A 15,589-nucleotide genomic window follows, 5' to 3' on the forward strand; every position below is an offset into this window, starting at 1 on the left:
TTATTACCCACCAGTTACCGGTGGAAAAAACGCAATTTCATCACCACATCGAATAATATGATGATAATCAACTAATGCATGATTTACCGCACATAATACGGTTTTTTCTTTTAAAGCTAATGCCCATTTGTCACCTCGTAAACTAAGTTGCTCTAAAAGTTGAGCTATCGACATTTGATCTACCATTAATTCCAAAGATTCAATGCCTAACAACTCTCTAATTTGTGCAAAAAAATAAATTTTATTCATACTTTTATTGTTCTATTTTGTTTAAATTATATTCACCTGATTTGCCACCAACTTTATTTAATAATTTAACTTGATTGATAATCATATCTTTCTGACTAGCTTTGCACATATCATATATAGTTAATGCAGCTACAGAAACAGCAACTAACGCTTCCATTTCCACGCCTGTTTGACCTGTTACCTTACAGATTGATTCAATTTTTACACTATGATTTTCAAATAGAGGTTCAATGTTAACCTCAATTTTACTAAGTAGTAATGGATGACAAAGTGGTATTAACTCCCAAGTCCGTTTTGCAGCTTGAATTCCGGCAATTCGAGCTGTCGCAAACACATCACCTTTATGATGTTTTCCTTCAATAATCATATTAAATGTTTCTGCATTCATTAATACTATTGATTCAGCCCTAGCCTCTCGATGGGTTATCTGTTTTTCTGAAACATCCACCATATGAGCATCACCACGTTGATTAATATGTGAAAATGACGCTGACATTTTTAAACACCCTTAAACATTATATTTTAATTTATCACTCAAGATAACAAATTTTGTTTATTGATACTACTAGCGTCTACATAAAGTTTTGAATATTTAATTTTGAAATAATTAATCTGCGTAATTTTTGCGAGTTAAATAAAATCTGCGTACAATAGCAATTTTTATAACTGTAATAGTGATTGTTAATGCTGATAGCCCATGTAGCCTTACCAGTGCCTCTCTATCAACTGTTTGATTACACACTTACTACGCAAGCTGAAATTGGTATGCGAGTTAAAGTGCCATTTGGTAAACGAGAAATGATTGGAATCATCGTTAAGATTGATCAGCAAACAACTTTTGATATCGAAAATTTAAAACCTATTATAGAAATTATTGATACAAAAAACCTCTTTCCTCAACCAGTTTGGCAATTATTAAATTGGGCAACCAGTTATTATCACTTCCCTATTGGTGAAGTAATATTTCATGCTATGCCGATCCTATTAAGACAAGGTCGCCCAGCTATCAAAGATGGCATAAAACATTGGCAATTAACACCAAAAGGGCAACAAATTGATTTAAACCTACTATCACGAACACCAAAACAGAAATTATTAATATCTTCACTCAGAAACAACTGTTTGAATGAAAGTGAATTTAATTCTAATATCTATCAAGAATTACAGAAAAAACAACTTATTGAGATTGTTTATCGTCAACCTGATAAAATTTGTTGGCATACAAATTATTCAACCAACAAAGCAACTATCCAATTAAATCATGAACAATTAAATGCAATCACAACTATTAATAAACAAAACAAACAATTTGGTGTATTTTTGCTTGATGGTATAACAGGTTCTGGTAAGACGGAAGTTTATCTAAATATCATTTCTGATGTTTTAGCGCAAGGGAAACAAGCTTTAGTATTAGTACCTGAAATTGGTTTAACACCACAAACTATCAAACGTTTTAAACAACGTTTTAATGCACCAATTGATATTTTACATTCAAACCTTACCGATAAGGAACGTTTTGAAGTTTGGTTAAGAAGTAAAGCTGGTGACAATGCTATCGTCGTAGGTACACGATCAGCACTTTTTACTCCATTTCAAGATTTAGGTATCATTATTATTGATGAAGAACATGATAGTTCCTACAAACAACAAGAAGGCTGGCGTTACAATGCCAGAGATTTAGCAATTATCCGAGCTAAAATTGAAAATATACCTATAGTTTTAGGTTCGGCGACCCCTTCTCTTGAAACCATTAATAATGCCCAAAGCCATAAGTATCAGCAAATTAAGCTTACACAACGGGCTGGCAATGCCAGATTAGCCAAACAATCTATTTTAGATATTCGTGGCATGGTTCTGGCTTCTGGACTTTCCCAGCCATTAATTGCCCAGATAAAAGAACATTTAGATAATAATAATCAAGTTATGTTGTTTCTTAATCGTAGGGGATTTGCGCCATTAATCATTTGTCATGATTGCGGTTGGATTGCCGAGTGCCCACGCTGTGATCGACCTTATACCTTTCATAAAAAACAAAATAGACTAATTTGTCATTATTGTGATACACCTAGAGACATTCCCCAACAATGTCCTAAATGTGGTTCAACGCAATTATTACCTATTGGATTTGGAACAGAACAACTTGAAAAACAACTCAATATATTATTTCCGAATATAAAAATCACTCGTATTGATCGCGATACAATAACCAAAAAAGAGGCATTAAACACTTATTTACATGACATCCAAGAAGGCGGTGCTCATATTTTAGTTGGTACGCAAATTCTGGCTAAAGGACATCATTTTCCCGATGTTACATTAGTTGGAATAGTGGATGTTGATGGAGCTCTATTTTCAAGTGATTTTAGAGCCACAGAAAGATTTGCACAAATATATACCCAGGTGTCAGGACGAGCAGGTCGGGAAGCAAAAGCTGGTGAGGTTATTCTACAAACCTATCATCCAGAACATCCATTATTGAATATATTACTAACTCAAGGTTATCAAGCATTTGCCAAACAAACCTTACAAGAACGCAAGCAAACATTATTACCTCCATTTAGCTATCAAGTGTTAATTCGTGCCGCTGATCGTAATAACCAGCAAGCACCAAAATTTTTACAGCGTATTCATGATTGGCTAAAAGCGAATTATGATCAAAATTTATGGCAACTTGGCCCTATGCCTGCAAGCCAACCGAAAAAAGCGGGCTATAATCGTTGGCAATTACTCTTGCAACATAGCAACCGACAATTATTACAGCAAATATTAGATAATCTTCTTATGAATATCACTCAGTGGAACGAAGCATCAAAAGTAAGATGGAATATTGATGTTGATCCAATTGATAATTAAATAACTCTTCCAACAGGCAATTTGTTGGAAGAGACTAAATTTATAATGTAATTTTTCCTATATTTTTATCAAGTGTTGCTTGACCAATACCTGAAACCTCTTTTAACTGCTCTATAGAAATAAAAGGACCAAATTTTTCTCGATATTCAATAATCTTCTGAGCTTTACTCATACCAATACCAACTAACTCTTTAGTTAATTCTTCAGCTGTTGCCGTGTTAATATTAACTTGAGCAACTTGTTTTTCTACCGCTGTAGTAGTTTCTGATTTTGATTCTGCAAAACAGATAGTTGGAAAAAAGATGCTTGAGAATAAAAAACATAATATTGTAAAAATTTTCATTTGATTAACTCCAAAATAATTATGCAACTAAACTTGCAAGTTAACTATCTCACTAAGTTAATAAAATGAATTTTACTTATAATAGAAATGCGAAAAGCCACCTAAGTGGCTTTGCTTTAATTACAGCTAATAGAAATTTATTTCGATCTCAATCACATATTAGCATCAGGCATTATTTCAATTTTTGATTTAGAACGAATATCATCGCGAAGATAATAATAAGTATCAGCAGCAAATAATGGTAATAATTCTGATGAAATATCTTGATACTCAGTTGGAGTATTTACTTTAGTTAATGCAACAATATAAGCTGTATTATTTTCTAATAGTTTTGCTCCATAAACCATAGATTTAACACCTTTAATCGGTTGCTCTAAATTAAATACCATATCGACAACTTGTTTATCTAAATCGGTTGAGTCTCTTTTTAACTCATACCTTTGACTTAATCGAATTTTATCTGATTTGCCAGTAGTATTTAATTCAGTTAATAGATTTTCAACATTAGATTTAAAACGATTATCGGATATATCTTTAGTTAACTGTTGTTTAATGCTATCTTTAACTTCATCAAACGGCGCTATCCCTTCAGGACGATTATCAATAACTTGAATAACAAAATCATAACTACCATGTTTTCTTTCAATTGGAATTAAGTCAGATATTTTATGAGTTAACTGACCATCAGCTATCATTTCTTCACTAAAGACTAAATCGCTTATTTCAGGATGGTTCATGATTGAAAAAGGATCTTGATAAGTTGTCCAACCAGTAGTATTAACAGTAAGTCCTGTTTTCTCGGCTAATTCTTCAAGAGATTTCGGTGATTCACTTAATGCAACTTTAATTTTATCTTCAATTGCATTAAATTCATTTTGTATTTTTTGATTAGCTATATTTGCTTCAATCCTATCTCTGACTAAATTAAAAGCCATGCTTTGCGCTGGTTTCTCACCATCTAACTTTATTATCGCAAATCCATCATCTGTAGGTATTGGTGTTGAAATTTGGTTAATTTTTTTTAATTTTGCTTTTTTAAATAACTCAGGTAAAGAATTATCTTCAGAAAACCAACCTAATGAACCATTTTTACCATAAGGTGAAATATCATTATTTGCATTAAGCATTTGTGCAATTTGTTCAAAATTAGCACCTGTAGCTAATTCTTTAGTAATTTTATAAGCTTGTGCTTTATCTGTTACAAAAATGACGCTAAAAGCTTTTTGTGCAGGATAACTATAGTCACGGATATTCTTATTATATTCCGCTTTAATTTCATCTTCATTGACTTTAACTGCTCTAGCTATAAGGTCTTTAGAATTATAAATATATTTAATTTTTACACGTTCTTTCTTGTGAAAATTATTTTTGTGCTCATCATAATATTTTTGTTCATCAGCTTCAGAAATATTTATATCTTTATTATCATCGATTGATGAATCAATTACCGTCGCATAAACATTTCTCGTTTGATTTTTTAATAATCCAATTTCGGAATCAGATGGTAAAACAAAACTCGATTGAACTAAAGCATCAATAACTTGTTGTTGTTGTAATGATGTTTTCAATATTTCGGCATAACTATCAGGAGTGAAACCATTTTCAGCTAGTAAATCTAAATAGTTCTGATTATCAAATTTACCGTCTATAAAGAAAACTCTTTGTTGTTTAATATAGTTTTTTATATTCTCGTTACTGATAGCAGTATTAATGTTGTGAGCAAACTGATAAGCTAAATAATTATCTATTTGCTGAGATAAAATATTTCGACGCAACATTTTGATAAGAGAAGCATCGCCAGAAGCGTTTGCAATCGCCTGTTTTGCTTGCTCTTCAAATCCTGCTCGGCTGATACCTTCACCATCAACTTTAGCAATGTATAACTGCTCATCATTGGCGCTATTACTACTACCACCAAAACCAAAAAATCCAACGCCGGTAAAAATAAAACATAAAATAATGATTGCAAAGATTATTTTAACAACAACACTATTTGCTGCTGTTCTAATTGTTTCCATCATAACTGGCTATTCTCCATACACCTGAATTTGAATTTCGCAAGTATAGCATATTTGCTAAAATAGGCTATTATTCAATTAAAAGTCGATAAAAAAAGTCAACACACGGTTGACTTTTTATTCATCTCACTTCAGAAATTTAGCAAACACATTTATACTTTTTTAGTAGTTCTACTAGATTTTGCGCTAGCTTTTTTGGTTTTCGCTTTTCCTGTTACAGGTTCAATACCAAATGGATTATTTTGTAAGGCAATAGTTAATACTTCATCAATCCATTTTACTGGTTTAATCTTAATTTCAGATTTCACATTATCTGGAATATCTTCAAGATCTTTAACGTTATCAATAGGAATCAATGCTGTTTTAATACCACCTCTATGAGCGGCTAATAACTTTTCTTTTAATCCACCAATTGGTAATACTTCACCTCGTAAAGTTATTTCACCGGTCATCGCGACATCAGAACGAACTGGATTACCGGTTAAAGTTGATACCAACGAGGTACACATCGCAATACCTGCACTTGGACCATCTTTAGGCGTAGCTCCATCAGGAACATGCACATGTATATCACGTTTTTCATAAAAATCGTTATTGATACCAAGTTTTTCTGCTCGCGAACGAACAACAGTCAGTGCAGTTTGAATCGATTCTTGCATTACATCACCAAGAGAGCCGGTATAAGTTAATTTCCCCTTCCCGACAACACTTACCGATTCTATTGTCAATAAATCGCCGCCGACTTCCGTCCATGCTAAACCAGTAACTTGACCAATTCGATTTTCACTTTCTGATTTGCCATAATCAAAACGTTGTACACCCAAAAAGTCTTTTAGATTGTCTTGATTAATATTCACTTTACGTAATTTACTATTTAAAGCTAATTGTTTAACCACTTTACGACAGATTTTAGCTATTTCTCTTTCTAAACTTCGCACGCCAGCTTCACGAGTATAATAGCGAATAATACCAATAATAGCGGAGTCATCAATATCTATTTCTTTGGCTTTTAAACCACTGTTAGCAATCTGTTTAGATATTAAATGTTGTTTAGCTATATTTAGTTTTTCATCTTCAGTATAACCAGACAGTCGAATGACTTCCATTCTATCAAGTAATGGGGCTGGGATATTCATTGAATTAGCTGTTGCCACAAACATTACGTCAGATAAATCATAGTCTACTTCTAAATAATGATCATTAAATGCATTATTTTGTTCAGGATCAAGCACTTCAAGCAATGCAGAAGCTGGATCACCTCGCATATCAGAAGCCATTTTGTCAATTTCATCTAACAAAAATAGGGGATTTTTAACCCCAACTTTAACCATACGTTGGATTAATTTACCCGGCATGGATCCGATATAAGTTCTTCTATGACCACGAATCTCTGCTTCATCACGAACACCGCCTAGAGCCATACGCACATATTGTCGTCCAGTTGCTTTCGCAATAGATTGGCCTAATGACGTTTTACCGACACCAGGAGGGCCTACTAAGCACAAAATTGGACCTTTTACTTTATTAACACGCCCCTGTACGGCTAAATATTCCAATATTCGATCTTTTACACGCTCAAGCCCATAATGATCTTTATCTAATACTTTTTGTGCTGCTTGGATATCTTTTTTTACTTTACTACGTTTATGCCAAGGCAACTGTAGCATCCAGTCGATATAACCTCTAACAACAGTCGCTTCAGCCGACATGGCCGGCATCATTTTAAGTTTATTCAGTTCTGATAGCGTTTTTTCCTTGGCCTCTTGAGACATTTTTGCCTTAGAAATTTTTAAATTTAACTCTTCAAACTCATCAGGTTTATTATCTATATCACCTAACTCTTTATGGATTGCTTTAATTTGCTCATTCAGATAATACTCTTTTTGAGCCTTTTCCATTTGTTGCTTGACTCGTTGACGAATATTTTTTTCTACTTGTAACAAATCGATTTCAGCTTCCATTAATGAAATAAGTAATTCAAAACGTTTTTCTAAATCCGCCGTAACCAAAATATCTTGTTTTTGTTCAACTTTTATAAACAAGGTTGCGGCAATGGAATCAGCAAGTTGTGATGGTTCTTTTATAAGATGAATAGAATCAACAACTTCTTGTGTTACTTTTTTATTAAGTTTGGCATAATCATCAAAGTTTGACAGTAGTACCCTTGTCATTGCTTGATTGATCTTATCTGTTTTCTTCGACTCTTTTAATGGTTTGATATTGGCTATTAAAAAATCATCTTCTTTTCGTTCAACAATATCAACAATTTTAGCTCGAGTAACCCCTTCAACCAGTACTTTCACTGTACCATCAGGTAATTGAAGTAACTGTAAGACATTAGCTACGGTACCTACTTCATATAAATCTTCAACATTTGGTTCATCTTGGGAAGGATGCTTTTGCGTAACAAGGAAAACTTGCTTATCCATTTCCATTGCACTTTCTAAGCAACGAATTGATTTATTTCGACCAACAAAGAGAGGAATCACCATATGAGGAAATACAACAACATCACGTAATGGTAAAATAGGCATAATCATTTGTTTAGTTTGTTTTGTCTTCATTTTATTCTCTCGGTAGTACAAACTTATCTGTCTTATATTGGGGCCATTTAAAGATATTCAAGCTTTTCCTTTGACGTTTTAAATACGTAAGCACAACTAAAGCACCTACGTATTTTAGGCTGCTGAACATTAACTGTAACTAATCTGCTTAAAAAATTTATTATTTTACCTATTAAGCCGACAATTCTGCATTTTCACTATAAATTAATTTAGGTGATTGCAACTGATCAACCGTTTCTTTATCAACAAGTACTTTTTTTACATTATCCATTGATGGTAAATCATACATTGTATCTAACAATATATTTTCCACAATTGAACGTAATCCTCTAGCACCTGTTTTACGTTTCATCGCTTTTATGGCAATTGCCTCTAAAGCCTCTTTCGTGAACTCTAGTTCTACACCATCTAATTCCAATAATGCATTAAACTGTTTAGTTAAGGCATTTTTAGGCTCTGTCAATATATTGACTAAAGCATCTTTATCTAGTTCCGATAAAGTACCAATGACAGGTAGTCTACCAATAAATTCTGGAATTAAACCGAATTTGACCAAATCTTCTGCCTCAATCTGAGCTAGTAATTCAGACTCTGTTGCTTTATTTTTGCTACTTTTTACATCTGCGCCAAAACCAATACCAGTATTAGTAGAAACTCGATTTTCAATAACTTTATCTAAGCCACTAAACGCACCACCACAAATAAAAAGAATCTTCGAGGTATCAACTTGTAAAAATTCTTGTTGCGGATGCTTACGTCCACCTTTAGGAGGAACCGATGCCACTGTACCTTCAATTATTTTTAATAATGCTTGTTGTACCCCTTCACCTGATACATCTCGTGTGATAGATGGATTATCTGATTTTCTTGAGATTTTATCTATTTCATCAACATAGATAATTCCTCGTTGGGCCTTTTCTACATCATAATCACAACTTTGCAATAATTTTTGAATAATATTTTCAACATCTTCGCCAACATAACCTGCTTCGGTTAAAGTTGTTGCGTCCGCCATAGCAAAAGGAACATCTAAAAAGCGCGCTAATGTTTCAGCTAATAGTGTTTTACCACTACCTGTTGGACCGATTAATAAAATATTACTTTTACCTAACTCTACATCACTACGAATAGAGTAACTACGCAAACGTTTATAATGATTATAAACAGCCACAGATAATACTTTCTTTGCTCGTTCTTGACCAATGACATATTCATCAAGATGATCACGTATTTCATGAGGAGTTGGCAATGGTTTACTTATGAATTCTTCATGAGATAAAAAATTTTTACTCTCTTCTTTTAAAATATCATTACACAAACCAATACATTCATTACAAATATAAATAGATGATGGCCCAGCAATTAGTTTACGGACTTCATGCTCACTTTTGCCACAAAAAGTACAATAGAGTAATTTTTCTGAGTTTTCTTTATCCACTTTTACCACCTATTTAATATTTAAGAACGCTTATTGTATATGGCATCAACTAATCCATATTCAACCGCTCTTTCAGCTGACATGAAATTATCTCGATCTGTATCTTTTTCAATCACACTTATATCCTGCCCTGTATGCATTGACAAGATATTATTTAATCGACTTTTAACTTGCAAAATTTCTTGAGCATGAATTTGAATATCGGATGCTTGACCTTGAAAACCACCCAACGGTTGATGAATCATAACACGAGCATTCGGTAGACAGTAACGTTTACCTTTAGTTCCAGCTGTCAAAAGTAGAGAGCCCATTGAGCATGCTTGTCCTAAACAGATAGTACTAACATCTGGTTTAATAAACTGCATCGTGTCATATATAGCCATACCAGCAGTTACAACTCCACCAGGAGAGTTAATATATAAATGAATATCTTTTTCAGGATTTTCTGCTTCAAGAAAAAGCATTTGAGCTATTATTAGATTCGCCATATTATCTTCGACTTGTCCAGTCAAAAATATAATTCTTTCTTTTAATAGTCGTGAGTAAATGTCATAAGCTCTTTCTCCTCGAGAGCTTTGCTCAACAACCATTGGAATCACACTCATGCATGGTTCTAAAGGCATTTTCATCTCCTAATTAAACAAAATAGCCCAAACAGTTAATCCTTATTTGGGCTTTATAAAAAATTTTTTAATTAAATAAAATAACAAATTGCTTATGCAACTTGCTGATTCATTAATTCAGAAAACGAATAGGTTTTCTCTGTTACTTTAGCACTAGCTAATAATAAATCAACTACTTGATCTTCTAGTGCAACTGAACGGATATTATCCATTGCTTTCTTATCTTTACGGTAATAATCTACTACTTCTTTTGGATCTTCATAAGCTGTTGCAATTTCATCAATCAACGATTGAACTTTAGCATCATCAGCTTGTAATTTATTGCTTTCAATAATTTCACTAAATAGCAATCCAACTAATACTCTACGTTTAGCTTCTGCTTCAAATAACTCTTTAGGAAGATCCATTGCTTGTTTAGCATTACCACCAAAACGAGTAACCGCTTGTTGACGTAACACATCAACTTCACGATCAACTAAAGCGGCAGGAACTTCAGTATCGTTATTTTTAACTAAACCATCAATAGCTTGTGATTTAATTTTATTACGAATTGTAGCATTAAGTTCACGTAACATATTTTTGCGTACTTCTGCACGTAAACTTTCAACAGTTCCATCAGCAATACCAAATTTTTTAACCACATCTTCAGTAAGTTCTGGAAGTTCAAGCTCTTCAACTTTCTTAAGTGTAGCAGCAAATACCGCAGGCTTACCTTTTAAGTTTTCAGCATGATAATCTTCTGGGAAAGTTACATTGATATCAAATTGATCACCAGCTTTATGACCAATAATTGCATCTTCAAAACCAGGAATCATACGACCTTGTCCTAAAACAAGAGCAAAATCATCAGCTTTACCACCTTCAAATTCATTACCGTCAACTTTACCTAAAAAGTCGAGAGTAACACGGTTTTGTTCTTTAGCTTCTTGTTCAACAACTTTCCAAGAACCTTGTTGTTTACGCAAAGTTTCAATCATTGTTTCCACATCTGCATCCACAACTTCGGCAACTGGTTTTTCAACTTCGATTTTATCTAAATCTTTAATTTTGATTTCTGGATAAACTTCAAACTCAACGGTAAAAGTATAATCTTCACCATCTTTATATTCTGTTGGAGTATATACTGGTGCACCAGCTGGGTTTAATTTTTCTTGAATGATAGCATCGATAAAATTACGTTGCATTAAATCGCTTAAAGCATCTTGTAAAATAGAAGCACCATAGCGTTGCTCAACAATTTTTAAAGGAACCTTGCCTTTACGAAAACCATCGATACGAACTTTCTTAGCAGTATTTAAAAGTTCTTTATTAACTGCTTTAGTGATATCTTCTGATTTAATAGTAATTGATAAACGACGACCTAAACCTTGTGTTGTTTCTACCGAAACTTGCATCTTTATACCTCGAAATTATTAAATATACTCGCTCATAATCATATTATAAACAATAATTGAGCTAATTAATTTTACAAAATAGGAAAGCATTATACCGACCGTAATCGACTACGTCGAGATATTTAACAGCTTCTTCTCAAGTGCTTTCAAACGTTTATTCATTTCATCAATATGTAATACTAATGAAGCTGTTTTACGCCATACTTTATTTTGTTGTAATGGGATTCCCGATGAATATACTCCAGGTTCGGTAATTGGGCGCATTACCATTCCCATTCCTGTTACTGTAACTTGATCGCAAATTTCCATATGTCCATTAATGACGCTTGCACCACCAATTAAACAATGACGACCAATAGTTAAACTTCCAGCCATGATTACCCCCCCAGCAACAGCGGTATGATCACCGATAATATCGTTATGAGCTATTTGACATTGATTATCAATGATGACACCATTGCCTATAACAGTATCATCTAGAGCACCACGATCTATAGTTGTTGAGGCGCCAATTTCAACATTATTACCTATTACAACTCTGCCAAGTTGAGGAATTTTTATCCATTTACCTTTATCATTAGCATAACCAAACCCATCAGCACCAATTACAGTTCCTGATTGGATTAAGCAATTTTCACCAACAACACAGTTATGATATATAGATATATTAGACCATAGCCTAGTGCCAGCTCCGATAATTGTATCCTTGCCAATAAAGCAACCGGCACCAATAATACAATTATCACCAAGAACAACACCACTTTCGATAACGGCATTGGCACCAATAGCAACATTGTTACCTAGTTGTGCTGTTGAATCAATAACGGCTGAATCCGCGATATCTCTAGCAGGCAAAGGAGTGGTATCCAAAATTTGGGCTAATTTTGCATAACATAAATAAGGATCTTTTACGATTAAAGCAGCCCCACTCCAATATTTAAGACTATCTTCAGTCATGACAACAGCTGATGCATCACAGCTAGATAAATTATTTTGGAATTTCTTATCGGACAAAAAAGTTATTTGACCTTGCTTTGCACTTGTCATTGATGCCACACCAGTGATGATTAATTCACCATCACCGTATAAGGTAGCACCCAACTGTTCAGCTAATTGCTCTAAACGAAAAGCAAACATTAATTTTTAACCTTTTCCAAAACTTTATTTGTAATATCAACTGCATCTGAAGCCGATAAAGTTGCTTCTGCTTTTAATATTAAATCATATTTTTCTTCTTCAACTATTTTTTTAACAGCTTCTTGAATTTTAGTTAATAATTTACTGGCTTCTTCTGTTTCTCGTTTACGATAATCATTTGAGAAAGCTTTTGCTTTATTTTCAAAATCAGAAATAGTTTTATTTAATTTTGTTTTTTCAGAAGAAGATAAAGTTAAACCATCTTTCTTTAAACGCGCTGCCGCATCATTAGCTTTCTTCTCTTCTTGTTGTAATGTTTTCGCTCTAGCTTCGAATTCTTTATCTAAAGCTTTTCCAACCGTTTCTCGTTGGGGCATTTGTTGTAACACTGACATAACATCAATAACACCAATTTTAATTTCGGCATTTGCTGCGCCAGTAAAAAGTAATACAACACTAAGACCAAGAACAGATATAATTTTTTTCACTTTATTCACCTATATATTTTAGTTATTCACAACTTGGCATTACCATGTTGAACCTATATTAAATTGAAACTGTTGCGCTGAATCACCATCATATTTCTTAAATGGTTGTGCATAAGAAAATACCAATGGGCCTAATGGAGACATCCATTGAACAGCAAGACCAGCTGACATTCTAATATCCGATGGGGAACTATAATCAGGAATATTTTTTCCTTTTAGATCCCATTCCGTATCCCAAACAGTACCTGCATCAAAAAATACTGATGTTCTAATACTATCAGCATATTTTTCACTGGCAAATGGTGTCGGAACAACCAATTCTGTGCTGGCAAATGCTAACGCATTACCCCCGACAGCATCTTTAGATTTTTCACATCCCGATGTATCATTTAGAGTTCGACAACCATTTTTGTTAAAATATACTGCTTTAGGGCCAACAGTATTTGATTTAAAACCACGTAAAACAGTTGAACCACCAGCATAGAAGTTTTCATAAAATGGTAACTCTTTGCCACCAAATCCACCACCATAGCCTAATCGACCACGAGCTAAGAACACCCAATTATGATCCCCGTCAATTGGATAGTAATAAGATGCATCAGTAACCATTTTATAGTATCGATTATCAAAGACTGGCGCTGTCGCTTTTAAATTTGCTGTTACTTTTAGACCATCAGTTGGGAAGTATCCGCGATCTAATGAATTATATGTCCAATAAGCACTTAATAATATATCGTTGGTATCATATGAAAAAGATTTATCTTTATTTTTCATATTTTCACCCATAGAGTTAAAATAACGCCACATATTATACTGAGCACTCATATCAGTTAATTTATGGTTAGCGTATTCTGTACCAAATCGGAGGAAATTATTTTCGCTTATCGGAAAACCTAAATTAGCTGTCGCACCCCAAGTTTTACTTGAATATTCTGACTCTTCATCATCGCTATCAGTTTTATAAGTATTGTAATAAACACTACCGCCTAAACTGACACCATCAACCGTAAAATATGGGTCAACAATCGATATTGATGCTGTTTTATCATTGCTAGTAGTATTAATATCAAAAGAAACACTATTACCAGTACCTAACCAGTTATCTTGAGAAATACCAGCATTAAAACTAACACCACTATCTGATCCAACACCAACTCCAAATTTAATACTACCCGTATTTCGTTCAGAAACTTTATAAATGATATCAACTTGATCATCGACTCCCGGAACACGTTCAGTGTTGGCTTCGACAGTATCAAAAAATCCAAGTCGATTTAAACGATCTTTACCTAGTTCAACCAATCCATTGCTTAACCATGAACCTTCCATTTGACGAAGCTCACGACGAACAACACTTTCACTAGTAACCGTATTTCCAACAATCTTGATATTACGGACATAGAAACGTTGACCAACATCAACTAGTACTATTAATTTAACAGTATGCGACGCATCATCCATTTCTGGTTGAATAGATACTTGTGGGTAAGCATAACCAAAATTAGCTAATAAACGTTTAACATTATCTTCAATATCAGTAATTTTTTTACCACTGTAAAGGTCGCCAACAGTCAGTTTTTCTTTGGCTATTCTGGTTACTGCTTCTTTATGACCAGCAAAGTTACCTTTAAAATCCAATTCGGATAATTTATATTGCTCACCTTCATGGATATTAATAGTTACATAGATACCTTTTTTATCTGGAGTTAAACTAACTTGTGTTGATTCAATATTAAAACGAGCATAACCTCGATTTAGATAAAAGCTTTGTAATTCATCTAAGTCAGCTGCTAATTTTTGTTTTTGATATTTACGGTCTCCTAGCATATTCCACCACGGAACCTCGTCACGTAATGTAAAACGAGAAATCAGTTCTTCTGATGAAAAAGCTTTTGCACCTACAATATTGATTTGATCAATTAACGCCGATTTGCCTTCAGCAATAACTAATTTTAGATCAACACGATTACGAGACAATGGCGTAACTACAGCTTTAATTTGAGCATTATATTTACCTACACTGTAATAGAAGTCCTCTAAACCTTTTTCAACACCTGAGAGCATGGTGCGATCTAATGCATCACCTTCTCGAATACCTGTACTATCTAAATTCTTTTTCAACATATCATCTTTAACAGATTTATTACCGGAAAAAGTAATGCTGGCAATAGTAGGACGCTCTTGCACATGTACAATTAGCCTATCGCCATCTCTTGATACGGTGATATCATCGAAATTACCACTTGAGTAGAGAGATTTAATAATACGACCTAAGTCAGCTTCATTTACATAATCACCAACTTGGATTGGCATTTCAAGCATGGCAGCACCAACAGTTACTCGCTGTAGGCCTTCAAACTTGATATCTTTAACTACAAAATCATCAACACAAAATGCATTGGAACTATATACTGCTGTAGTACTAAACAGCAAAGATGCTATAAGTAAGTTATTTATTTTCATCGTATATATTTATAACCTC

General features: G+C 33.6%; 12 protein-coding genes. 1 reads left to right on the plus strand and 11 read right to left on the minus strand.

Annotated features, from left to right (window positions below):
* Positions 1-3 precede the first annotated feature (3 nt).
* Both moaD and moaC read right to left on the minus strand, forming a co-directional pair.
* On the minus strand, positions 4-249 hold the full coding sequence (gene moaD, locus RAM17_RS11725) for a molybdopterin synthase sulfur carrier subunit (protein ID WP_110447136.1): 246 nt from the start codon (positions 247-249) through the stop codon (positions 4-6).
* Positions 250-253: 4 nt separating this feature from the next.
* Entirely contained in the window at positions 254-745 is a 492-nt protein-coding gene (gene moaC / locus RAM17_RS11730) for a cyclic pyranopterin monophosphate synthase MoaC (protein ID WP_110447135.1), read from the minus strand.
* Positions 746-933: 188 nt separating this feature from the next.
* Between moaC and priA the strand changes: the two genes are divergently transcribed.
* A complete protein-coding gene (gene priA / locus RAM17_RS11735; protein ID WP_110447134.1) occupies positions 934-3,102 on the plus strand; it encodes a primosomal protein N' in 2,169 nt (722 codons plus the stop codon).
* 40 nt (positions 3,103-3,142) lie between these two features.
* Here the strand turns inward: priA and RAM17_RS11740 are convergent, their stop codons facing one another.
* The 9 genes from RAM17_RS11740 to bamA all read right to left on the minus strand — a co-directional run bounded on the left by RAM17_RS11740 (position 3,143) and on the right by bamA (position 15,570).
* Complete coding sequence (locus RAM17_RS11740; RefSeq protein WP_110447133.1) at positions 3,143-3,445, minus strand: ComEA family DNA-binding protein; 303 nt, start codon at positions 3,443-3,445, stop codon at positions 3,143-3,145.
* A gap of 152 nt (positions 3,446-3,597) precedes the next feature.
* The gene (locus tag RAM17_RS11745) at positions 3,598-5,466 is read right to left on the minus strand and encodes a SurA N-terminal domain-containing protein (protein ID WP_110447132.1); all 1,869 of its coding nucleotides are present in this window, start codon (positions 5,464-5,466) and stop codon (positions 3,598-3,600) included.
* Between the two features lie 149 nt (positions 5,467-5,615).
* Positions 5,616-8,027, minus strand: a complete 2,412-nt coding sequence (lon, locus tag RAM17_RS11750) for an endopeptidase La (RefSeq protein WP_110447131.1) — start codon at positions 8,025-8,027, stop codon at positions 5,616-5,618.
* A 172-nt stretch (positions 8,028-8,199) separates the two neighbouring features.
* Positions 8,200-9,465, minus strand: coding sequence for an ATP-dependent protease ATP-binding subunit ClpX (clpX, locus tag RAM17_RS11755; protein WP_146208308.1), 1,266 nt, complete (start codon positions 9,463-9,465; stop codon positions 8,200-8,202).
* Positions 9,466-9,485: 20 nt separating this feature from the next.
* Entirely contained in the window at positions 9,486-10,088 is a 603-nt protein-coding gene (gene clpP / locus RAM17_RS11760) for an ATP-dependent Clp endopeptidase proteolytic subunit ClpP (protein WP_294882269.1), read from the minus strand.
* A 92-nt stretch (positions 10,089-10,180) separates the two neighbouring features.
* Positions 10,181-11,482 carry a trigger factor gene (gene tig, locus RAM17_RS11765; protein ID WP_110447129.1) on the minus strand — a complete coding sequence of 434 codons (1,302 nt, stop codon included), beginning with the start codon at positions 11,480-11,482 and terminating at the stop codon, positions 10,181-10,183.
* A 108-nt stretch (positions 11,483-11,590) separates the two neighbouring features.
* The gene (gene lpxD / locus RAM17_RS11770; RefSeq protein WP_110447128.1) at positions 11,591-12,619 is read right to left on the minus strand and encodes a UDP-3-O-(3-hydroxymyristoyl)glucosamine N-acyltransferase; all 1,029 of its coding nucleotides are present in this window, start codon (positions 12,617-12,619) and stop codon (positions 11,591-11,593) included.
* Positions 12,619-13,107: an OmpH family outer membrane protein gene (locus RAM17_RS11775; protein WP_181414618.1), complete on the minus strand. Its 489-nt coding sequence runs from the start codon at positions 13,105-13,107 to the stop codon at positions 12,619-12,621. The genes lpxD and RAM17_RS11775 overlap by 1 nt, the downstream gene beginning before the upstream one ends.
* A 39-nt stretch (positions 13,108-13,146) precedes the next feature.
* A complete protein-coding gene (gene bamA, locus RAM17_RS11780) occupies positions 13,147-15,570 on the minus strand; it encodes an outer membrane protein assembly factor BamA (protein ID WP_110447126.1) in 2,424 nt (807 codons plus the stop codon).
* Positions 15,571-15,589 lie beyond the last annotated feature (19 nt).

The organism is Gilliamella apis, from assembly GCF_030758615.1.
Classification (GTDB): Bacteria; Pseudomonadota; Gammaproteobacteria; order Enterobacterales; family Orbaceae; genus Gilliamella; species Gilliamella apis_A.

What these genes read in the sequence shown, in the direction of transcription:
- lon (WP_110447131.1), bottom strand. Translation starts at nt 8,027, where the DNA reads ATGAAGACAAAACAAACTAAACAAATGATTATGCCTATTTTACCATTA.
- lpxD (WP_110447128.1), bottom strand. Translation starts at nt 12,619, where the DNA reads ATGTTTGCTTTTCGTTTAGAGCAATTAGCTGAACAGTTGGGTGCTACC.
- clpP (WP_294882269.1), bottom strand. Translation starts at nt 10,088, where the DNA reads ATGCCTTTAGAACCATGCATGAGTGTGATTCCAATGGTTGTTGAGCAA.
- moaC (WP_110447135.1), bottom strand. Translation starts at nt 745, where the DNA reads ATGTCAGCGTCATTTTCACATATTAATCAACGTGGTGATGCTCATATG.
- moaD (WP_110447136.1), bottom strand. Translation starts at nt 249, where the DNA reads ATGAATAAAATTTATTTTTTTGCACAAATTAGAGAGTTGTTAGGCATT.
- RAM17_RS11745 (WP_110447132.1), bottom strand. Translation starts at nt 5,466, where the DNA reads ATGATGGAAACAATTAGAACAGCAGCAAATAGTGTTGTTGTTAAAATA.
- tig (WP_110447129.1), bottom strand. Translation starts at nt 11,482, where the DNA reads ATGCAAGTTTCGGTAGAAACAACACAAGGTTTAGGTCGTCGTTTATCA.
- priA (WP_110447134.1), top strand. Translation starts at nt 934, where the DNA reads ATGCTGATAGCCCATGTAGCCTTACCAGTGCCTCTCTATCAACTGTTT.
- bamA (WP_110447126.1), bottom strand. Translation starts at nt 15,570, where the DNA reads ATGAAAATAAATAACTTACTTATAGCATCTTTGCTGTTTAGTACTACA.
- RAM17_RS11740 (WP_110447133.1), bottom strand. Translation starts at nt 3,445, where the DNA reads ATGAAAATTTTTACAATATTATGTTTTTTATTCTCAAGCATCTTTTTT.